This is a genomic window from Kribbella aluminosa, assembly GCF_017876295.1.
Taxonomy (GTDB): Bacteria; Actinomycetota; Actinomycetes; order Propionibacteriales; family Kribbellaceae; genus Kribbella; species Kribbella aluminosa.
The window spans coordinates 1,797,313-1,818,402 of record NZ_JAGINT010000002.1; the positions used below are offsets into that span (position 1 = coordinate 1,797,313).

Consider the following 21,090-nt stretch of genomic DNA (forward strand, 5'->3'; position numbering starts at 1 on the left):
GGAGGTTTCGTGAGGCGGACTCTGGGGCTGACGGTCGCCGTCGGAGTGGTGGCGGCAGGACTCGCAGCGGGCGGCGGGCAGGCGATGGCGGAGCGCGGGTCGGTGGTGCGGGGCACGTACTCGGCAGGCGCCGCGCACGCGTGGCAGCCGTTGCCGACGACGTACGTCGGGAACGACGGGCCGGCCGGTACGACGATCGTCGTGGACCCGAGCGCCGCCCGGCAGCGGTACACCGGGGTCGGGTTCTCGCTCGACGAGACCAGCGTGTCGAACCTCTGGAAGCTGACGCCCGAGCAGCGCGACCGGGCGGTCCGGCTGCTGGTCGACCCGAAGACCGGCGCCGGGTTCGACCGGTTCCGGCTGACGATCGGCAGCCCGGACCTGATCGAGCACCTGCCGTTCTGGTCGTACGACGAGCCGCCGGCCGGGATCGCCGAGGACCGGGACCTGAAGTACTTCTCGATCAAGCGGGACGTCGACCTGCACATCGTCGACACCGTGAAGCTGATCCAGAAGTACAACCCGCGGGCGACGTTCTTCGCCTCGGCGTGGAGCGCGCCCGCCTGGATGAAGACCAACAACCGGTTCACCGGCGAGGTCGCGCTGCAGCCGGGCAGTACGACGTCGTACTACCAGGTCGGCAAGCTCCGCGACGACTGCATCGACGTGTTCGCGAAGTACTACGCGAAGTACCTGCAGGCGTATGCGAAGTACGGGATCGACGTCGACGCGCTGACGCTGCTCAACGAGCCGGGGATCGACGTCGTCTACCCGGCGATGGACATCAGCGTCGCGCAGCAGCAGAAGCTCGCGGTCGCGATCAAGCGCGAGGTGCGGCGGGCCGGGCTGCGGACCCAGCTGTACGTGCACGACTTCAACTTCTGGGACTGGCGGGACCCGAACAGTACGGCGACCAAGAACTACCACCGGATCTTCGACGACCCGAAGACCCGGGCCGCGGCGGACGCGCTCGCGTTCCACCCGTACTGGGGCGACCCGACGGTGATGCGGGACGCGTACGAGGAGTTCGGAAAGCCTGTGGAGATGACGGAAACCAGCGATCTGAATCCGGAAACGATTCTCGACTACTTCCGCCTGGACGCGTCGTCGTACGTGATGTGGGCGCAGACCACCGACCAGGACGGCGGAACGCTGCACTGGACGCCGGCCCGGGACAACAACGTCGACTGGGCCGAGGTCGGCCGGACGACGAAGTGGCCGAACCGGCTGGTGACCGTGAACACGAGTACGAAAACGTTTTCGGTCCGGGACGAGCTGTATGCGATGGGGCAGTTCGCGAAGTACCTCGGGCCGGAGCACACGCGGGTCGAGTCGAGCGGTACGGCGAACGGGATCAGCAACGTGGTGTTCAAGGACGCGGGGGACAACTTCGTCGCGATTGTTGGGAACGCCAACGCAACACCGAGCACGGTACGGATCACGCTGGCGGGCAGGTCGTTCGCGGTGACCGTGCCGGCTGGTGCGTACGCGACGTACCGCTGGCACGGTCAGGTGCCGCACCGGAGTCATGCGCCGCGGTTCCAGGACGTCCAGCCGGTGATCGCCGACCAGTACCGGACCACGCAGTTCCAGTTGCGGGCGACCGATCGCGACGGCGATCGGCTGGCGTACTACGCGACCGACCTGCCGGCCGGTGTCACGCTCGACGCCGTCACCGGGTTGGTGACCGTTCATCCAACGGTTTCCGGCGAGCAGAATCTCAAGTTCCGGGTCACCGACGGCGCGGCGCACGACGACGTCACGGTGCTGGTCACAACGAGGCCGCACGGTGCGCCGGCGGGGGAGCGGATCGAGGCGGAGTCGTACGTCGCCCAGCACGGCTGGACCGAGGGCGGCGCGAACTTCATCGAGAGCAACCCGGCGGCGAGCGGCGGGAAGAACGTCGGGTGGACGGCGGCGGGGAACTGGCTGCAGTACCGCGTGGACGTCGCGCAAGGGACGTACAACCTCGAACTCCGGGTCGCCAACGGATCCGGTGCCCCGGCTCCCGATGCGATCTCGATCCGCGACGCCAGTGGTGCTGTCCTCAGCAAAGTCACGGTCCCCGATACCGGAGGCTGGGCCGGCTATCAGTCGATCAGCACCCGGATTCCACTTCCGGCAGGCGACCAGCCGCTCACCGTCTACTGCGAGACCGGCGGCTTCAACCTCGACTACCTCCAGTTGAGCAGCTAGCGAATTGGTCAGGAATCGAGAAGCGGGCCGGCTGCCGGATACCTAGCTTTGAGGCATGACAACTCTTGGCGGTGTGGTGCTGGAAGTGACCGACGTTGCGTCGGCGGAGCGATTCCTGACGGATGCGTTCGGGCTGGACGACCGTGTACGGGCGCGTGAGTCCAGCGCGGAAACGAACGGTTTCCGTGGGTTCACGGTGTCGCTGACCGTGGGACAGCCGAGTACGGTGACCAGTCTGTTCGAGTCGGCGGTCGCCGCCGGCGCGACGGTGGTGAAGCCGGTGACCAAGTCGCTGTGGGGGTACGGCGGCGTGGTGCAGGCGCCGGACGGGACGATCTGGAAGGTGGCCACGTCGGCGAAGAAGGACACCGGTCCGGCGACGCGCGAGATCGACTCCGTCGTACTGCTGCTCGGTTGCGAGGATGTGGCCGAGAGCAAGAAGTTCTACGTGGACCACGGGCTGACCGTGGCGAGAAGCTTCGGACGCAAGTACGTCGAGTTCGACGCCACCGGTCCGGTGAAGCTGGGGCTGTACGCGCGGAAGGCGCTGGCCAAGGACGCGGGTGTACCGGCTGAAGGCAGCGGCTCGCACCGGATCGCGCTCACCATGGACACAGGCACCTTCGTCGACCCGGACGGCTTCACCTGGGAGCCCGTACAGAAGCTGGCGCAGTCCTAGCTGGAGTGCCGTACGCGTTCGTCGGCGGCGGTCATCAAGCTGGCCATGGCGGACTGGGCCGCGGCGGGGTCGCCCTGCTCGATCGCGGTGAAGACGGTCTCGTGCTCGGTGAGTGTGGCCTCCATCGTGCCCGGCACGCGGAGGGTCCGCTCGAACCACTCGGTGAGCAGGGACTGCAGGCTCTTGAGCAGGCTCAGCAGTACGTCGTTCTGCGCGATCGTGGCGATCTCCAGATGGAACGCCAGGTCGGCGACCGCGAACGCCTCCACGTGGTTGCCGGCGGCACGCATCTCGTCGACGTGAACCCGGAGGCGCTCGATGTCGGTGTCCTTGGCGCGAGTGGCGGCCAGGCGGGCGGCGAGCAGTTCGAGATGTTCGCGGACCTCGACTAGGTCTGCGACCTCGGGCTCGCCCAGCGCCAGGCTCAGCTCGAGCGCCTTCGCGAGCAGTTGGGTGCTGTCCGCGCGCAGATAGGAACCCGACCCGGGGCGTACCTCGACCAGGCCGAGCAGTTCGAGCGCGGTGATCGCCTCGCGCAACGTCGAGCGCCCGACGCCGAGCATCTGGGCCAGGTCGCGCTCGGACGGGAGTCTGGCGCCGACCGGGAACCGTTCGGCGCCGAGTTGCTGGATCAGCTGGCGGGCGACCAGGCTGGCGGTCGACAGCCGCTCGACCGGCCGGAACCGGGTCCGGATGAACGGCGTGTTCTGCCCCTCGGTCACCTGGCCCCCTTCAGATCCTGAGCATTCTCGTGACCACCCGATCGAGCTCAGCGTCGTCGAAGATGCGCTTCCAGTCGTCCTTGATGATCGTCTCGCGGCCGTAGGCTATCGCGATCTCACACGCCTCGGAGAACGCGTGCGACCCGCGCAGCGCGTTCGTGAGCGCGATCTGGACATGCCCGTAGAGGATCGCACGAGCCGCCGGCTCGGGTACGCCGACCGTGTGCACGGTCTCGTGCAGCGCGTCCTTCAACAGTGTGCCGACCATGCAAGCGACTGTTTCGACCAGCGTCGGCTCCAGTACGGCGAGTTGCTTCACGGTGACCCAGTGCACGTCGAGGACCGGGCCGTAGATAGCCCGGACAACCGCCTCGACGCGATCCCGGCCGGCCGCCTCGTCGACCGCCGCGACGACATCCTGAGGCGCGCTGATCCCGCCGAACGTGTCGGCCCACTGCTCCGCGCTGGTCCGTTCGAGAAACACCGACGGGTGGCACGGATGCGCAACGGCCTGGACGACGCCCGCGCGAGTCGCGAGCAACCCCGCGTACGCCGCGGCCGGATCGAGCGTGAGGAGAACCGTGCCGTCCCGCATCAGCGGAACGAGTTCGTGCGAGACCTCACCGAGCACGGTGTCCGGTGTCGCGAGTACGACGACATCCGCCAGCGGCACGGCCTCGACGGCAGCAGTCACCGCACGTCCCGCGGCGGTCACCCGCTCGACGCCGGCCGCCGACGTCTCGCAGTACAAAGCGTCGTACGGGCTGGTGCCGAGATTCGCGGAGACCCGCATGCCCATCCGGCCGCCTGCTCCGATGACGACGATCGTCTCCTGGTGCGCACTCATGGCACCGAATGTAGGTCGCGAAGTCGGAACCGGTCAACTGGTTGACCAATTTGTGTGAAACGTGTCAATCTGTGGCTTCCAGGCGGCGCTCGACACCCCGTGGACCGGGGGCGCCGCGTCTTTGAAACGTCCCCTGAGGGGTCTTCGTGTCTGATCACGTCACTGCCGTTTACGAGCTCGAGAGCGCGGTTCCGCTGGAGCGTGCCGCCGAGGTGATCGCCGGTGAGCAGTCCTGCGGCACCTTCGTCCGGGTCGCCCGCGAGAGCGACGAACTGCGCGCCCGGCATGCGGCGCACGTCGTCAAGATCGAGGAGCTGCCGCTCAGCGGACGTCCGCCGCTTCCCGGCATGGTCGGTGACCCCAACCAGCTCAGGCGGGGTCGTGTCACGATCGAATTCCCGCTGGCGAACTTCGGCCCCTCGATCCCGAATCTCCTCGCGGCCGTCGCGGGCAACCTGTTCGAACTGCGGGAGGTCGGCGCGCTCCGCCTCGTCGACCTCGAGCTGCCGAGCGCCTTCGCGGACCGCTACCCCGGACCGCGATTCGGGATCGACGGGACGCGCAGCCTGATGGACCGGCCCGACGGCCCGATGATCGGCACGATCGTCAAGCCGAGCATCGGCCTCACCGGTGACCAGCTGGCCCAGCTCGTGACCGAGCTCGGCGACGCCGGCATCGACTTCATCAAGGACGACGAGCTGCAGGGCAACCCGCCCGGGCTGCCGCTGCTGGAGCGGATCCGCGTGGTGACGGACGCCCTGAAGAAGGTTGCCGATCGCAACGGCCGGATGCCGATGTACGCGTTCAACATCACCGACGACATCGATCGCCTGGAGCCGAACCACGATGCCGTACTTGCGGCCGGCGGCACCTGCGTGATGGTCTGCGTGAACATGGTCGGCCTCGCCGGGCTGGAGTACCTGAGCCGGCGGACCCAACTGCCGATCCACGGGCACCGGGCGATGTACGGCGCCTACGCCCGCTCGCCGCAGCTCGGCATCGACTACACCCCTTGGCAGCAGCTCGCCCGCCTCTCGGGCGCGGATCACCTGCACACCAACGGATTCGCGAACAAGTTCTACGAGACGGACGACGAAGTACTGGCGTCTGTCTCAGCCGTGCGCGCGCCACTGCTCGGCGGGTACGAAACGCTGCCCGTGCTGTCTTCGGCGCAGACGCCTGGGCTGGCTCACCTCACGTACGAGCGGACGCAGACCACCGACCTGCTGGTGCTGTCAGGCGGCGGGATCCACGGTCACCCGCAGGGCTCGGCCGCCGGCGTACTCGCGATGCGCGAGGCGTGGGACGCGGCGACCTCGGGTGAACCGCTGGACGAGCGTGCCGCCAAGGTGCCTGCGCTGGCTGCGGCGCTGGACACGTTCGGGAGGCCGACATGACGGTGGCCGGCTTCTACGGCGACGACTTCACCGGCTCGGTCGACGCGCTGCTGCAGTTCCGGCGCGCAGGGTTGTCGGGTGTTCTCGTCACGGGACCTGCGGTCGAGCTGGACGGCGAGCGCACCGACGTGGTCGGGATCGCGGGTACGGCGAGATCCATGCCGACCGAGCAGATGGCGGCCGAGGTCGTTCCTGCGCTGCGAAGGCTCCAAGCGCTCGGCCCGAGGATCGTTCAGTACAAGGCCTGCTCGACCGCGGACTCGGCGCCGCACACGGGCAGCATCGGACGCGTCCTCGAACTGGCGATCGAGCTCTTCCCCGGAGCGCCGGTGCCTATCGTCTTCGCGCAGCCTGATGCGGGCCGGTACACGGTCTTCGGCCACCACTTCGCGCGCGACGACGGCGTCGTGTACCGCCTGGACAGGCAGCCGACGATGAGCGCGCATCCGGTCACCCCGGTGCACGAGTCCGACCTGCGACTGCATCTTGCCGAGCAGACCGCGCTTGAGCTGGGCAGTCTCCAGTGGACCTCGTACGACGGTCCGCTGGTAATGGACGCGGACGAGCCGGGGGTGGTCTGTGACGCGGTTAGCGATGACCACCTGGACCGGCTGGCCCAGGCGATCCTCGAAAGCCGACAGCGGTTCGTCATCGGGTCGGGTGGGATCAGCGGTGCGATCGGTCGGTGCGCGGACGTCGCCAAGCGCCTTCCGCCCCTCACGACGGAAGCCGCGAAGGCATCCGGTCCCACGCTCGTCCTGAACGGTAGTCGTTCGCGGCTCACCCGCAGGCAGGTCGACGCGGCCGTCGCAGCTGGATGGCTCGTACTCGACCTGTTCGCGAAGGAAACGCCGGACCGCGTCCAGACTGCACTAGCGCGCGGCTCGGGAGTGCTGGTGGACTCCTCGGTCGGCCGGCGAACCGTTCCGAGTGCGGAGGTCGAGGACAGGCTCGCCGCGATCGCCGACACCAGCCTGCAACAGCGGAGCACCGACGGGCCCGTTCGCCTCGTGTTGTCCGGTGGCGACACCTCCGGCAACGTACTGCGTCGCCTCGGGGCCGAACGGCTCCGGATCGTGGCGCAGCCCTGGGGCAATGTCGCGCTCTGCCACGCCAGCGGTCCGGCCCCGCACCTGCAGAACGTCGAACTCGTCCTCAAGGGCGGGCAGATGGGACATGTCTCCCTCTTCGACGACATCCGCCTCGGTCGCCCCTCGAAGGAGGCTGCATGCTCACCGACACCGGTGCCAGCACTCACGCACGAATGACCTCGACGTCCGCCGTATCCCTCGCGGGCGACGGACCCCTGGCAGCGCTGCACGCCCGGGCCCTGACCGTGACCATCCCCTCGATGGGCGCGATCATGCTCGACCCGGCCACCTCGCACGCCGACGAGAACTTCCGGGTGGCCGCCGGCGACGTACTTGGCGAACATCAGGGACCGCCGTTCATGGACGGCGACCTCTACAAGTGGCTCGAGGCGGCAACCGTCACGCGGGACCCCGAGCTGCAGGCGATCGTGACCGACGCCGCCAAGCTCATCGCACGGGCCCAACGCGCCGACGGATACCTGCATACCAAGACCCAGATCGCGGGCGCCGAACCACTTGCCGTAGGCACCGACTTCGAGACGTACAACTTCGGCCACCTGATGACGCTGGCCTGCATCCACCATCGCGTCACCGGTGACGATGCCCTGCTCGCCGTCGCGACCAGGATCGGCGACTTCCTCGCCGTACAACGTCCCGAGCTGCTTGCCGAGTGCAACGTCTGCCCATCGCACTACATGGGTGTCGTCGAGCTGTATCGCGTCACCGGTGAGCGCCGATACCTCGAGCTTGCGAAGACCCTGCTGGACCTGCACGGCAGCAAGGGCAGCGCTGGTACGGACGACAACCAGGACGTCCTGCCGGTACGCGAGCAGCGCCGAGCGGTCGGTCACGCGGTCCGGGCCAACTATCTGTACGCCGGGATGGCCGACTACGCCGTGGAGACGGGGGACGAGACGGTGATCGCAGCGCTGGAGAGTATCTGGGACGACCTGGTGTCGAGCAAGCTGTACGTCACCGGCGGCTGCGGGGCCTTGTACGACGGAGCCTCGCCCGATGCCGGTCAGGACTACTACTCGGTGACGAAGGTGCACCAGTCGTACGGGCGCCCGTATCAGTTGCCGCAGACAACGGCGTACAACGAATCGTGTGCATCCCTCGGCCTGGTGTTCTGGGCCTGGCGGATGCTGATCCGCACCGGCGACGCGAAGTACGCCGACGAGATCGAGCGGGTCCTGTTCAACGCGCTCCCCGCGATGGTCGGGTACGACGGCAAGACGTACTTCTACGTCAACCCACTCCGGCAGGTCCGCGACCTCACGTACCCGCTGCGCCGGCCCGGCGATCCGAAGGACGTGGCGCCGCCGCCCTCGGACCAACGCGAACGCCAGGAGTACATGCAGGCCTGCTTCTGCTGCCCGCCGAACATCGCCCGCGTCAGCGCCGAGCTGCCGTACTACGTCTACGCAGAAGGCGATGACGAACTCTGGATCCACCAGTTCGTCACGAGCGAGGTCCGCACGACGTTCAACGGCGTACCCGTGACGGTGCGCCAGCAGACCGACTACCCGGTCTCGGGTGACATCGAGCTGACCGTCGAGGCGGAGCGTCCGGTGCGCGGCCGGTTGCGCGTCCGTGTACCAGGGTGGGCGGACAGCGTCGAACTCGAAGGCCCGAGGGACCGCGGGTACGTCGTCCTCGACCGCGAATGGCATCGCGACACGGTCACCGTGCGGATCCCGCTCCGGCCGCGCCTGCTCACCGCGCACCACTTCGTCGAGGAGGCGACCAACCAGGTGTGCGTCGTCCGCGGCCCGGTCGCGTACTGCCTGGAGACGGCTGACCTCAACGGCCTCGGTCTCGAAAACGTGGCCATCCCGCAGGACGCCAGCATCACGGTCACACCAGGCAGCGGGATGTTCGCCGGTCACGCCCTCCTGCAGGTCGATGTCGCCATCCTCCCCAGCTCGCACGGTCCGTTGTACGCCGAGCTCGACCAGACGCCGCCCCGTCCCGCCGCCCTGCAGTTCGTTCCGTACGGACTGTGGGCCAACCGCGGACACGGCGAGATGACCGTCTGGTTGCCGTTGATCCGCACCTTCGAGAGGAGCGTCGCATGACGCGTATCGCCTTCCTGCACACCGGAGCCGTCGTCATCCCCACGTTCGCCGGTCTCGCCGCCGAACTGCTGCCGGACGTCGAAGTGCAGAATCTGCTCGACGACAAGATCGTCGGCGACCTCGGCCGGGGCGTGGCCGCCGAGCAGATCGAGCAGCGGCTGGCCGACCTCGGTGGCGCGGCGGTCGCGGCCGGTGCGGAGGCCGTCATGTTCACGTGTTCGTCCATCTCGCAGTACGCCGGACCGCTCGCGGAGCGTCTCGGCGTCCCGGTGTACCGCGTCGACGAGGCGATGGCCGACGAAGCCGTACAGACAGGCGAGCGGGTGAGCGTCATCGCCACGCTGCAGACCACGGTGCAGCCGACTGCCGCGCTCCTGCGTGAGCGGGCCGAGTTGCTGGGGCGCGACGTGCAGATCGAGGAGATCGTCGTACCGGATGCCTTCGAGGCTGCTGTCGCGGGGGATCGTGATCGTCACGACGCGCTGGTCGCGGCGGCGATCAAGGATCGTGCCGCCGCGAGTGATGTCGTCGTACTCGCGCAGGCGTCGATGGCGTCAGCTGCGGCGGGTCTCGATCTGCCCGTTCCGGTGCTGACCAGCCCGGAGAGCGGCGTACGCCGGCTTGCCGAGCGGCGGTCGTGATGGAACCGCTCATCGGACTCCAGCTCGGCGCGATCTCGTTCGCCGACGAGGGGGTCGACGTCATCGACCTGCTGGCCGAGAAGGCCGGCGTGACGGCGCTGTTCGTCGCGACCCAGGCGTTCGACCGGGGCGTCCAGGGCCGTCAGATCACAGGCCGGCCGCACCCGGGTCATGGTCCGTACGACTTCGACGACGACCACTGGGGCGGGTCGTACGTCACCCAGCACGCGGAGCACTACCGCGGATCGGTCCTGCAGCCGTATCGCGCGCCGGATCGGGACGTCGAGGGGTACGACGTACTCGCCTCGGTGATCCCGAAGGCGCGCGAACGCGGCCTGCAGACCTACTCCTTTGTCCTGGAGAACAGCCACTCGGGCTTGACGCGCTACGTGCCCAACTGGTCCAAAGTACTGCAGGTCGACGCCTGGGGACGCAGTGACAGTTACGCCTGCGTGCGCAACCCGGACTACCTCGCCTGGTGGCTCAGCCTGGTCGAGGACCAGGTCCGGCATTACGAACTCGACGGCATCATGTTCGGCTCGGAGCGGAACGGGCCGCTCGGCAACGTGCTCGAGGACGGCGGGTTCGCTCGCGACGGACGCCCGTACTGCTTCTGCTCGCACTGCGTCGCCGCCGGTGAACGCCGAGGTATCGACAGCCGGCGCGCGGCCGAGGGCTACGTGAAGCTCTACCAGCTCGCCCGCGGTAACGACGACTCGAGCTTCATCCGGTTCCTGCGGCTGTTGCTGACGTACCCGGAGATCATCGCCTGGGAGCAGCTCTGGCACGAGGGCTACGAGGAGCTGCAGAAACGGCTGTACGGCGCGGTGAAGTTCCTAGCTCCCGACGTACAAGTCGGGTGGCACGTGTGGCACCACAACACCTTCTCGCCGCTGTACCGCGCCGAGATGGACTACACGCGCATCCGTGAGTACTCCGACTTTGTGAAGCCGGTGATGTACAACAACTGCGCCGGGTACCGCCTGCACCATCACATCTCCGCCTGGCGGCGCAGCATCTTCCGGGAGATCGACGAGCAGACGGTGTACGACCTGTTCCGCCAGTCACTCGGGTACGACGAAGCGATGCCGTTCGACGAGCTACCCGGCCGCGGGCTGTCCACGGACTACGTACGCCGCGAGACGACCCGCACGCTCAAGGAGATCGACGGACAAGCGCGGGTCTACCCCGGGCTCGATGTGAACGTCCCGACTCCGTCCCACGTCAAGCAGACCGGACCGGACGACATCGCCGACTCCTTGACCACCGCCCTCGACGCGGGGGCCGACGGCGTCATCCTCTCGCGGAAGTACTCCGAAATGGACCTCGGCAACCTCGAGGCCGTCGGCTCCACCCTGCGCCACCGCGCATCTGAAGCACAGCAGCACTCAGCGCAAGGGAGACCATCATGAAATCAAAAGCAACCCGCCTCGCTTCGCTCGGCGGGTGGGGTGGCCGGAAATCAGCAACCCGCCTCGCTTCGCTCGGTGGGTGGGGTGGGCGGAAATCAGCAACCCGCCTCGCTTCGGTCGGTGGGTGGGGTGGGCGGAAGGCTGTGCTCCGGCGGCCGGTCTTCTGGTATGCCGTGCTTTGCTCGCTTGCCCTGACCGTCTCCGCCTGTGGCGGCAGCGGCGGGTCCGCGGGCAGCTCCGGTGTCAAGGATGGTAAGGCCCTCTCGGTTCTGGTGACGACCGAGAACACCTCCGTTCCCGCCGAGCTCAAAGCTCTTGCCAACGGCAAGTGCAAGACCGAGGCGACGGCACTGCCGCTGGACATCCAGCAGTCGCCGAGCGCCGACATCCAGCAGAAGATCCAGTTGCTGGCAGGTCAGGACGCGCTGCCCGCACTGTTCGCCGGCGGCAACTCGTTCATCGACAAGGGCGGTGATCTGCAGAAGAACGGCCAGGTCCTCGACCTGGACAAGGCACTCACGGACCTCGGCGTGAACGACAAGATCACGCCGGCGGCGAAGTCGACCCTGAAGCAGCTCTACAGCGGGACAACTCCCTCACTGCCGTTCCAGTACAACATCGAGGGCATCTGGTACAACAAGAAGATCTTCGCCGAGCAGCACATCGCCGTACCGAAGACGTGGGGCGAGCTGCTTGCCGCGGCCGACAAGCTCAAGGCCGCGGGCATCACGCCGTTCACCGCCTCCGGTGCCACCAGCTGGACCATCAGCCGCTGGGTCGGGGCGTACCTGTTCCGCTCGCTCGGGACGAACGCCATGCTCGACGTCAAGGAGCACAAGGCGAAGCTCACCGACCCGCAGTACGTCGCGGCTGCGCAGGCGATCCAGGACCTCGGCAACAAGAAGTACTTCACCGACGGCATCAGCGGCATCGACTACGACACCGCGAACAACCAGTTCCTCACCGGGAAGGCCGCGATGATGTACATGGGCAGCTGGCTGCTTGCCCTGGTCAACGATCCGGGCAAGAACAAGATCGGTGACGCGGTCGGCCTGATGCCGTTCCCCGCGGTCGAGGGCGGCAAGGGCGACATCAACGCCTACCCGGCCAACACCGGCGCGCCGACGTCGGTGAACCCGAAGCTGTTCGGACCGAAGACCCAGGCCTGGGTGAAGTGCATCGCGACCAACTACGCCTCCGACTCGATGGAGCAGTCCGGCACGTTCTCGGGCTTCGTCATGGACCACCCGGTGAAGAACCTCCCGCCGCTGACGGCCGACGTACAGCAGCGGATCGACAAGTCGACTTCCACGGTGCTGTGGTTCGAAGCCCTCTTCAACAACAAGGCGAACCAGGACGCCGGCGGGTACGTCGTCAAGCTCCTCACCGGGAGCATGTCCGCGGCCGACTACATGGGCCTGCTGCAGAACGACCTCGACACCGCGCAGTAAGGAGAGCTCCATGGAATCGGTACTGGGGAACAAAAAGGCGGTCGCGGTCCTGCTCGGGCCGGCGCTGATCTTCTTCGTCGGCGTGATCGCCGTGCCGGTGGTCTGGTCGTTCGTCTACAGCCTGTACACCGGCAACGTCATCCGCGGCTTCACCTTCGTTGGTGCGGCCAACTTAACCCGGTTGTGGTCGGATCCCGAAGCCCACCAGGCGTTCTGGTTCACGCTCAAGTACGCGCTGGTTGTCACGGCCGGCCAGATCCTGCTCGGCTACGCGCTCGCGCTGCTGTACGTCTTCGTACTGCGTCGCGCCTCGACGCTCGTGCGCACGATGGTGTTCTTCCCGGTCGTCCTGCCGACGGTCTCGGTCAGCCTGCTGTTCAGCCGGTTCTTCCAGTACGCGCCGACCGACGGCCCGATCAACTCGATCCTGAAGGTGCTCGGTGCCCAGCACGTCGACTTCTTCTCCGCCGGCGGTACGTCGTTCATCGTCCTGGTCGTGATGGACCTCTGGCGGACGCAGGGCTTCTACGCGGTCTTGCTGTACGCCGGACTCGTGGAGATCCCCGACTCCGCCATCGACGCCGCCCGCGTGGACGGCGCCGGCGGGTGGCGGCTGGTGCGGCATGTCGTCGTACCGATGTCGCTGCCGGTGCTGTTCTCGGCGGTGATCTTCAGCTTCAACGCGTCGCTGAAGGTGTTCGACTCCGTGCTCGCCCTCACCCGGGGCGGTCCGGGCAGCGACACGACGCCGCTCAACCTGTTCATGTACAAGACGTCGTTCCTCAGCACCGACTACGGGTACGGCAGCACGATCGCCCTCCTGATCACCGGTGTCTGCCTCGTCGTCACGCTGGCCATCTTCCGCTCCTCGCGCCGCGACCTGACGAAGGGCTGAGACCGTGACCGTCGACACCGTCAGTCCGCCGGTGCACACCGATCCGCCGAGGGCGCCGGTCCCGCGCGCGACGGACCGTGCCATCGCGATGTTCGCCGGCAAGGGACTCACCCGGCTGCTGATCGCCGTACTGCTGGTGGTCGTCTGCTACCCGATGTTCTGGATCCTCGCGACCTCCTTCAAGAACCAGAACGAGTTCCTCGACAAGCCGCTCTGGAAGCTGCCGGCCACCCTGCACGGCTCCAACTACGTCGACGCCTGGACCAACGGCCGGCTCGGGCACAACGCGCTGAACAGCCTGCTGGTGACGGTGCCGTCGCTGGCGATGATCCTCGTCTTCGGTGCGGCCGCCGGGTTCGCGCTGGAGGTGATGGTCTGGCGGGGTCGCAGTACGACGCTGTTGCTGATCGTCGGCGGGATCATGGTGCCGGCGCAGATCATCCTGCTGCCGTTGTTCACGATCTACTTCAAGCTCGGTCTCAGCAACACGTTGTGGCCGCTGATCATCACGTACGTCGGGCACGGTCTGCCGCTGACCGTGTTCCTGATGGCGACGTACTTTCGCGGCGTACCACGGGAGATGTTCGAGGCGGCGACGATCGACGGCGCAGGGATCTACCGGATGTTCTGGTCGGTCGCCGTGCCGATGGTCCGGAACGGGTTGTTCACGGTCGCGCTGCTGATGTTCTTCTCGATCTGGAACGATCTGCTGATCGCGCTCACGTTCAACGTGGACAAGAACCTGCAGACCGTCCAGGTGGGGCTGCTGAACTTCAGCGACGAGTACGGCTCGCTGCAGTACGGACCGCTGTTCGCGGCGATCAGCATCACGGTCTTCTCAACGCTGCTGGTGTACGTCTTCATCAACCGTCAGGTGATGCGGGGTCTCACGGCGGGATCGGTGAAGGGGTGATCGTCGACGCTCACACTCACGTCTGGCCTCGCTGGCCGTACGATCCGCCGGTTCCGGATGACACGTCGCGGGGAAGCTACCAGAACCTGTTGCATGCGATGGACTCGGTCGGCGTGGATCGGGCGGTGCTGATCAACGCTCGGATCAACCGGAGCGCCGACAACAACGAGTACGGAGCCGCGGCGGTGGCGGCGTACCCGGATCGGTTCGTGCAAGTGGTGGACCTCGACGGGCGGTGGGATCCGGCGTACCACATCCCGGGCGCGGCGGATCGGCTTCGGGTGCTGGTCGATCGGTTCCGGCCGGGTGGTGTGTCGCACTATCTGGCGCCGGAGAACGACGGGTGGCTTCGGTCGGCGGAGGGCCGGGCGGTCTTCGAGGTCGCTGCTGAGGAGGGGCTGTTCGTCAACTTCGCGTGTGCGCCGAGTTGGCAGGCGGACCTGCGGGAGGTGGCTCGCGAGTTTCCTACGGTGACGATTCTGGTGAATCATCTGGCGGGGGTGACGCTGTGGGGTGGTGGGGTTGAGGAGGCGCTGGCTTTGACGCTGAGCGCGGAGGAGTTGCCGAATCTCCTGGTCAAGGTGTCCGGGTTCGCGTACGGCACCGATCGGCCGTGGGAGTACCCGAACCGGGAGGCGCTCGACGTCGCGCGGGCGTTGCACGATTCGTGGGGCCCGCATCGCCTGGTCTGGGGGTCCGACTGGCCGTCGGTCACCGCGCACCTGAGCTACCGCCAGTCCCTCGAACTCATCCGCGAACACGCCCCATTCATCGCCCCAACCGCCCTCCCACTGGTCCTCGGCGACAACCTCGAACGCATCCTCACCCGGGAGGCCAACGCATGAGCCGTACGCCGCCGGCGCCGGAGGTTCGCGCGCAGGCGCGCAAGACGGTTGGGATTGCTGGTACGCCGGCCTCGTGGGAGCGGTACGTTGCGTCAGCATCGGTCGAGCGGCTGCGACGGGTTGCGGACGTGAGTTGGCTGCCGTACGACGGTGCCGATCGGGGGTCGGGGCCGCCGCCATCGGACGGGGAGGCCGTGGGGCGGCTGCACGAGTTCGTGACCGGCCTTGACGCTTTGGTTGTCGGGTACGGCTGCCCGCGGGTGACTGCGGGCGTGCTTGCTGCGGGCAAGCGGTTGGTTGTTGTTGGTGATACCCATGGTGACCGCTTCGCCGAGCGTATCGACGTTGCCGCTGCGCGGGATGCGGGTGTGCTTGTCGTCGATACCACCAACGGGTCCTCGGATCCGGTCGCTGAGTGGGCGCTCGCGCTCATCCTCATCGGGCTCCGCAATGCGGGCGCTCACTTCCGCCGGCTCATCGGCGGCGAGGTGCTCTGGCCGGATCGCACGGTCTTTCAGGCCGACCCGGGGTATCTACGGGGCGAGCTCGCCGGCAAGACGGTCGGTCTGGTCGCGGCTGGGCTGATCGGGCGTCGGCTGATCGAGCTGCTGCGTCCGTTCGGCGTACATGTGCTCGTGTCGGATCCCGGCGTACCCGATCTGCTCGCCGGGACCTACGACCTCGATCTGACCGACCTCGACACGGTCATGGCCCGATCTGAGGTGGTCGTTTGCCTTGCCCCGCTGACCGCCGCGACGAAGGGGCTGATCGGCGCCGACCAGATCCGCGCGATGCGCCCGGGGACGGTCTTCGTCAACGTGTCTCGGGGCGCTGTGGTCGACTCCGAAGCCCTGGTCGAACGCCTCGCCACCGGTGATCTGATCGCCTGCTTGGACGTCTTCGATCCCGAGCCCTTACCCGCGGATTCGCCGCTCCGCGCGATGGGCAACGTGTTCCTCAGTCCGCACATCGCCGGCGTCACCGCCGCGGCTGAACCTCGCTTCTTCGACCTGATGGTCGACGAGCTCGAGCGCGTCTTCGCCGGCTACCGCCCCCGCTTCCCCCTCGTCCCGCGCAACGGGTGACTCCGTCCGGTGCTGCCTAGGCGGACATGGTCGCGCTGTCCGCGAGCCGGACCCGGACCCGGACCTCCAGGCACGCAAAACCCGCCTCAGGGCGCCGCGCGCACTCTCAGCCCGCCAGGACCGGGCGGGTTGTGTATGCGCGCACGTCCAGCACCGCGATCTCTTGACGCGGCGCACTGATCTGCGGCAGTGTTTACAGCGCTGTATTACAGCGCTGTAAACCTGCCTCGCTCCGATTGGGGCGGGGGATTGAGCGGAGAGCTGGTAGATGCGTCCGGACATCGTCATCGTGATGACTGATCAGCAGCGGGTGGGGCTGACGCGGCGGAGTGGGTATCCGGTGGACACCATGCCGTTCGTCGACGCGCTGGCGGCCGGCGGGACGGACTTCCGGAACGCGTACACGGCCGCGCCGGCGTGTGTTCCGGCGCGGACCAGTCTGCTCACCGGGCGGTTCCCGAGCGCGCACCGGGTCCGCCAGAACAGCAACGCGCAGTACGCCTACTACGAGCAGGACCTGCTCGACGTACTGCGGGCCGCGGACTACCAGCTGCACTTCGCCGGCAAGCCGCACATGCACCGGGGGCCGGCGGACTTCGACACGTACGCCGGGCCGTACTTCCACACCCGGGGACCCGAACGGTGCCCGGAGGAGAAGGCGTTCGACGAGTGGCTCGAGCGGCTCGATCACGGCGTCGCCGACGAGCCCACGCCGTACGACGTCACGACCCAGCTCCCGTACCGGATCACCTCGGACGCGCTCCGGGCGGTCCACGACGCGGACCCGGAACGACCCGGCCTGTTCTGGGTCTCGTACCCCGAGCCGCACAACCCGTACCAGGTCCCGCGGCCGTACTTCGACCTGGTCGCACCCGAGGACGTCCCGGACCGGATGACGGGGCCGGAGGCAACAAACATCAAGCAAGGCAACTACGCCTGGCTGCGGAAACTCCAGGAGGACAAGCGCCCCGGGTACGACGACAACTGGCGCCGCTACACCGCCAACTATCTCGGCATGCTGCGCCTGCTCGACGACCAGATCAGCCGCCTGCACGAAGGCCTGGCGCAGCGCACCAGGCCGCGACTCACGATCGTGCTCGCCGACCACGGTGACTACGTCGGCGAGTACGGCCTGCAACGCAAGGGCGCCGGGCTGTCCGAGTTCCTGATGCGGATCCCGCTGATCGTCAGCGGCGACGGCGTCAGCGTCCAGGAACGCGACGAGCCGGTCTCGATCGTCGACGTGCTGCCCACCATCTGCGAGGCCGTCGGCCAACCCATCCCCGACGGCGTCCAGGGCCGCAGCCTGCTGCCACTCGCGTACGGCGAGCCCGCCCCGGAAAGCGAATTCGGAAACATCATCGCCGAGCAGGGCTACGGCGGCCGCGCGTACGACGTGACCGCCCGGCCGCCGTTGCACTTCAGCTACGACGGCCCGACGTTCGACGAGCTCAACACCGTCACCCAGTCCGGCGCCGCCCGGATGCTCCGCAGCGGGCAGTGGAAGCTCGTCGTCCACGCGGACCTGCCGGGCGAGCTCTACGACCTGGACACCGACCCCGCCGAGCTCGTCAACCTCTTCGACGACGACCGTCACCTGGCCGTCCGAGCCCACCTGCTGCACGAGCTCACCCGCTGGCAGGCGCGGCTGACCGACGACCTCCCGAACGGCAACTACACCCCGCTCCGCCTGCCCCACAACTGGCGCTGGGCACCTGAAGGAGAAGCTCCATGACCACACTCAGCCGCCGTACCCTCCTAGGGCTCGGCGCCGCCACCGCCGCTGCGATCACGATTCCCGGCTGCTCGGGAAAGTCCGGGCCGATGCGGGTGTCCTGGTACGGGCCCGACCCGGTCACCAAGGCGCTCAACAAGGCGCTCGACGCCTGGAAGTCCAGCGGCGGCGCGGAGTACACCGCGGAGAGCGCGCCGTTCAACGACTACTGGGACAAGCTCGCCACGCGGACCTCCGGCGGCAACGCTCCCGACGTACTGCGGATGTCGATGAGTTACTTCAGCGACTACGCCGGGCGGAGCGCACTGAAGGACCTGAGCTCCTCCGGTATCGACACCTCCGGCCTGGACAAGGGCGTCGCGGACAGCGGGCTGATCGACGGCAAGAACTACGGCGTCGGGCAGAGCTCGATCAGTTACGCGATGTACGTCGACGAGGCGGCGGTGAAGAAGGCCGGGGCGACGGTTCCGGCGCAGGGCTGGACGTGGGACAAGTTCGCCGAGTTCGCCCGCGACTACAGTGGAGCGATCCAGGGGTCGTACGGGTCGACCGACCAGGCCGGGAACTTCCAGCTGTTCGAGGTGTACGCCCGTCAGCACGGCACGGAGCTGTTCTCCGACGACGGCGGAAAGCTTGCCACCAGCAAGGACACGGTCCAGGAGTGGTTCCAGTACTGGGCCGAGCTGCGGAAGGCGAAGGCCGCACCGGCGCAGAACGTCAGCGCCGAGACGACCGCGATCGAGAAGTCGCTGGTTGCCAAGGGCAAGGCTCCGCTGCAGTTCGGCTGGGTCCAGCAGGTCACCTTCTACCAGCCGGTGGTGAAGAACCCGTTGTCGGTGCTGCCGGTGCCGCAGGGTACGGCCGGTGACCTGAAGGGCCAGTTCGTCAAGGGCCTCGACCTGTGGTCGATCTCGTCGGCGAGCAAGCATCCCGAGGACGCGGCCAAGCTGATCGGGTTCCTGCTGAACGACGAGAAGGCGATCAAGGCGATCGGCATCCTGCTCGGCGTACCGCCGTCGAAGAAGGCGCGGGACCTGGTCGCCGCCGACGCCGGATCTGCCGGTGCCCGGGCGATCAAGTACGTCGAGGACATCCAGGCCTTGGTCGGCCCGTCGCCGAAGCCGTGGCCGAAGGGGTACGGCGAACTGCTCACCGGGTTCGGCCGGATCGCGGAGAACATCGGTTTCGGAAAGAGCGATCCGGCCAAGGGCGCGCAGGAGTTCGTCGACCTGGCCGGGAAGACCCTGGGCCAGTGATCGCTCGTCTCCGGCAGAGCATCCCGGCGTACCTGTTCCTGCTGCCCTGGCTGATCGGCATCATCGGGCTGACCATCGGCCCGATGCTGCTGTCGCTGTACTACTCGTTCACCGACTACGCGCTGCTCAACACCCCCGAGTGGCAGGGCCTGCACAACTACACGGCGCTCTTCCACGACTCGCGGTACCTGCAGTCGCTGAAGGTCACGTTCATCTACGTCGGGGTCTCGGTCCCGCTCGAGATGGCGTTCGCGCTCGCGGTCGCCGTACTCCTGAACCGCGGGCTCAAGGGTCTGGCCGTCTACCGCGCGCTGTACTACGTGCCGAGCCTGCTCGGCGGCAGCGTCGCGATCGCCCTGCTCTGGCAGCAGATCTTCGGCAGCGACGGCCTGCTCAACGACGTCCTCGGCCTGTTCGGGATCCACGGCCGCGGCTGGATCTCCGAGCCCGGTACGGCGTTGTGGACGCTGATCGTGCTCCGGGTCTGGCAGTTCGGCGCGCCGATGGTGATCTTCCTGGCCGGGTTGCGGCAGATCCCGGACGAGGTGCTGGAGGCCGCCGAGGTCGACGGTGCGGGCCGTTGGCAACGATTCTGGCGGGTCACGCTGCCACTGCTCTCGCCGGTGGTGTTCTTCAACCTGGTGCTGCAGATCATCGGCGCGTTCCAGGCGTTCACGCCGGCGTTCGTGATCAGTGGCGGCAAGGGCGGCCCGTCGGACTCGACGCTGTTCTACACGCTGTACCTGTACCAGCAGGCGTTCGGCAACTTCAAGATGGGGTACGCCGCCGCGATGGCCTGGGTGCTGCTGCTGATCGTCGCGGTCTTCACCGGACTGAACTTCGTCCTCGGTCGCGCCTGGGTGTTCTACGGAGACGAAGGGGTACGCCGATGAAACGCGTGCTGGCCCACGTCGGCCTGACCGCCGGCGCGCTGATCATGCTGTACCCGCTGCTCTGGATGATCAGCGCCTCACTGCGCAAGAACACCGACATCTTCGAGCATCCGGGCCTGATCCCGGAGCACCCGACGCTCGGGAACTACGCGCTCGGCTGGACCTCGACCGGGACGAGCTTCGGCGTGTACATGTTGAACTCGCTCATCATCTGCGCGGCGGTGGTGATCGGCAACCTGCTGACCTGCTCGCTGACCGCGTACGCGTTCGCGCGGATGACGTTCGTCGGGCGGAAAACGTTGTTCGGGCTGATGCTCGCGACGCTGATGCTGCCCGCCCACGTGACGCTGATCGCGCAGTACTCGATCTTCCGGAAGCTGGACTGGATCGACACGTTCTGGCCGATGATCGTGCCGAGCTTCCTGGCCACCGACGCGTTCTTCGTGTTCCTGATGGTGCAGTTCATCCGGTCGATCCCGGTCGAGCTGGACGACGCGGCCCGGATCGACGGCTGCGGCTACTGGGGCATCTACCGGCGGATCATCCTGCCGTTGCTCTCCCCGGCGCTGGTGACGACCGCGATCTTCTCGTTCATCTGGACCTGGAACAACTTCTTCAGCCAGCTGATCTACCTGTCCACCAGGACCAAGCTGACGGTACCGGTCGCGCTGCGCGGTTTCCTGGACGCGACCGGCAGCTCGGAGTGGGGCGCGCTGTTCGCGATGAGCGTCGTGACGCTGGTGCCGGTGGTCGCGGTGTTCGTGATCTTCCAGCGGCGGATCCTGGCCGGAATGGCTCATACGGGCCTCAAATGAGGCTGTACTTTTGGCCGGGCCTTCGGCGCCGGCGTGGTCATGGGGCCTTGGCTCCCGGTCTTCCCTCGTCGCTCCGGTCGCTGCGCTCCCTGCGCTCCTCAGTCCAGACCGGAGGCCCCATGACCTTGGGCCGCACGCT

Annotated in this window: 18 protein-coding genes; 16 read left to right on the plus strand and 2 right to left on the minus strand. The window is 67.5% G+C overall.

The window, feature by feature from the left end; all coding sequences use genetic code 11:
* The first annotated feature begins 9 nt into the window (after positions 1–9).
* Both JOF29_RS29925 and JOF29_RS29930 read left to right on the plus strand, forming a co-directional pair.
* Positions 10–2,196, plus strand: a complete 2,187-nt coding sequence (locus JOF29_RS29925) for a carbohydrate-binding protein (protein ID WP_209697750.1) — start codon at positions 10–12, stop codon at positions 2,194–2,196.
* A 55-nt stretch (positions 2,197–2,251) separates the two neighbouring features.
* A complete protein-coding gene (locus JOF29_RS29930; RefSeq protein ID WP_209697751.1) occupies positions 2,252–2,875 on the plus strand; it encodes a VOC family protein in 624 nt (207 codons plus the stop codon).
* Here JOF29_RS29930 and JOF29_RS29935 read toward each other — a convergent pair.
* A complete protein-coding gene (locus JOF29_RS29935; RefSeq protein ID WP_209697752.1) occupies positions 2,872–3,597 on the minus strand; it encodes a FadR/GntR family transcriptional regulator in 726 nt (241 codons plus the stop codon). The two genes, JOF29_RS29930 and JOF29_RS29935, sit on opposite strands and share 4 nt — an antisense overlap.
* A 10-nt stretch (positions 3,598–3,607) precedes the next feature.
* Positions 3,608–4,444 carry a phosphogluconate dehydrogenase C-terminal domain-containing protein gene (locus tag JOF29_RS29940; RefSeq protein WP_209697753.1) on the minus strand — a complete coding sequence of 279 codons (837 nt, stop codon included), beginning with the start codon at positions 4,442–4,444 and terminating at the stop codon, positions 3,608–3,610.
* 146 nt (positions 4,445–4,590) lie between these two features.
* On the opposite strand from JOF29_RS29940, the gene JOF29_RS29945 reads away from it, so the two are divergent.
* The 14 genes from JOF29_RS29945 to JOF29_RS30010 all read left to right on the plus strand — a co-directional run bounded on the left by JOF29_RS29945 (position 4,591) and on the right by JOF29_RS30010 (position 20,951).
* The gene (locus JOF29_RS29945) at positions 4,591–5,841 is read left to right on the plus strand and encodes a RuBisCO large subunit C-terminal-like domain-containing protein (RefSeq protein ID WP_209697754.1); all 1,251 of its coding nucleotides are present in this window, start codon (positions 4,591–4,593) and stop codon (positions 5,839–5,841) included.
* Positions 5,838–7,109 (plus strand): four-carbon acid sugar kinase family protein, encoded by a 1,272-nt coding sequence (locus JOF29_RS29950; RefSeq protein WP_209697755.1) that lies wholly within the window; start codon positions 5,838–5,840, stop codon positions 7,107–7,109. The genes JOF29_RS29945 and JOF29_RS29950 overlap by 4 nt, the downstream gene beginning before the upstream one ends.
* Positions 7,070–9,010 carry a glycoside hydrolase family 127 protein gene (locus tag JOF29_RS29955; RefSeq protein WP_209697756.1) on the plus strand — a complete coding sequence of 647 codons (1,941 nt, stop codon included), beginning with the start codon at positions 7,070–7,072 and terminating at the stop codon, positions 9,008–9,010. The genes JOF29_RS29950 and JOF29_RS29955 overlap by 40 nt, the downstream gene beginning before the upstream one ends.
* Positions 9,007–9,651 (plus strand): aspartate/glutamate racemase family protein, encoded by a 645-nt coding sequence (locus JOF29_RS29960; protein WP_209697757.1) that lies wholly within the window; start codon positions 9,007–9,009, stop codon positions 9,649–9,651. The genes JOF29_RS29955 and JOF29_RS29960 overlap by 4 nt, the downstream gene beginning before the upstream one ends.
* On the plus strand, positions 9,651–11,063 hold the full coding sequence (locus tag JOF29_RS29965; protein ID WP_209697758.1) for an alpha-amylase family protein: 1,413 nt from the start codon (positions 9,651–9,653) through the stop codon (positions 11,061–11,063). Before JOF29_RS29960 ends, JOF29_RS29965 begins: the two co-directional genes overlap by 1 nt.
* On the plus strand, positions 11,060–12,514 hold the full coding sequence (locus JOF29_RS29970; RefSeq protein ID WP_209697759.1) for an ABC transporter substrate-binding protein: 1,455 nt from the start codon (positions 11,060–11,062) through the stop codon (positions 12,512–12,514). The genes JOF29_RS29965 and JOF29_RS29970 overlap by 4 nt, the downstream gene beginning before the upstream one ends.
* 10 nt (positions 12,515–12,524) lie before the next feature.
* Entirely contained in the window at positions 12,525–13,409 is an 885-nt protein-coding gene (locus tag JOF29_RS29975) for a carbohydrate ABC transporter permease (protein ID WP_209697760.1), read from the plus strand.
* A 4-nt stretch (positions 13,410–13,413) separates the two neighbouring features.
* Entirely contained in the window at positions 13,414–14,322 is a 909-nt protein-coding gene (locus JOF29_RS45615) for a carbohydrate ABC transporter permease (protein ID WP_209697761.1), read from the plus strand.
* Entirely contained in the window at positions 14,319–15,167 is an 849-nt protein-coding gene (locus JOF29_RS29985; protein WP_209697762.1) for an amidohydrolase family protein, read from the plus strand. Before JOF29_RS45615 ends, JOF29_RS29985 begins: the two co-directional genes overlap by 4 nt.
* A complete protein-coding gene (locus JOF29_RS29990) occupies positions 15,164–16,252 on the plus strand; it encodes an NAD(P)-dependent oxidoreductase (protein WP_209697763.1) in 1,089 nt (362 codons plus the stop codon). Before JOF29_RS29985 ends, JOF29_RS29990 begins: the two co-directional genes overlap by 4 nt.
* Before the next feature lie 268 nt (positions 16,253–16,520).
* On the plus strand, positions 16,521–17,987 hold the full coding sequence (locus JOF29_RS29995; RefSeq protein WP_209697764.1) for a sulfatase-like hydrolase/transferase: 1,467 nt from the start codon (positions 16,521–16,523) through the stop codon (positions 17,985–17,987).
* Positions 17,984–19,243 carry an ABC transporter substrate-binding protein gene (locus JOF29_RS30000; RefSeq protein WP_209697765.1) on the plus strand — a complete coding sequence of 420 codons (1,260 nt, stop codon included), beginning with the start codon at positions 17,984–17,986 and terminating at the stop codon, positions 19,241–19,243. Before JOF29_RS29995 ends, JOF29_RS30000 begins: the two co-directional genes overlap by 4 nt.
* Positions 19,240–20,136, plus strand: coding sequence for a carbohydrate ABC transporter permease (locus JOF29_RS30005; protein ID WP_307863759.1), 897 nt, complete (start codon positions 19,240–19,242; stop codon positions 20,134–20,136). The genes JOF29_RS30000 and JOF29_RS30005 overlap by 4 nt, the downstream gene beginning before the upstream one ends.
* Positions 20,133–20,951 carry a carbohydrate ABC transporter permease gene (locus tag JOF29_RS30010; RefSeq protein ID WP_209697766.1) on the plus strand — a complete coding sequence of 273 codons (819 nt, stop codon included), beginning with the start codon at positions 20,133–20,135 and terminating at the stop codon, positions 20,949–20,951. The genes JOF29_RS30005 and JOF29_RS30010 overlap by 4 nt, the downstream gene beginning before the upstream one ends.
* Positions 20,952–21,090 lie beyond the last annotated feature (139 nt).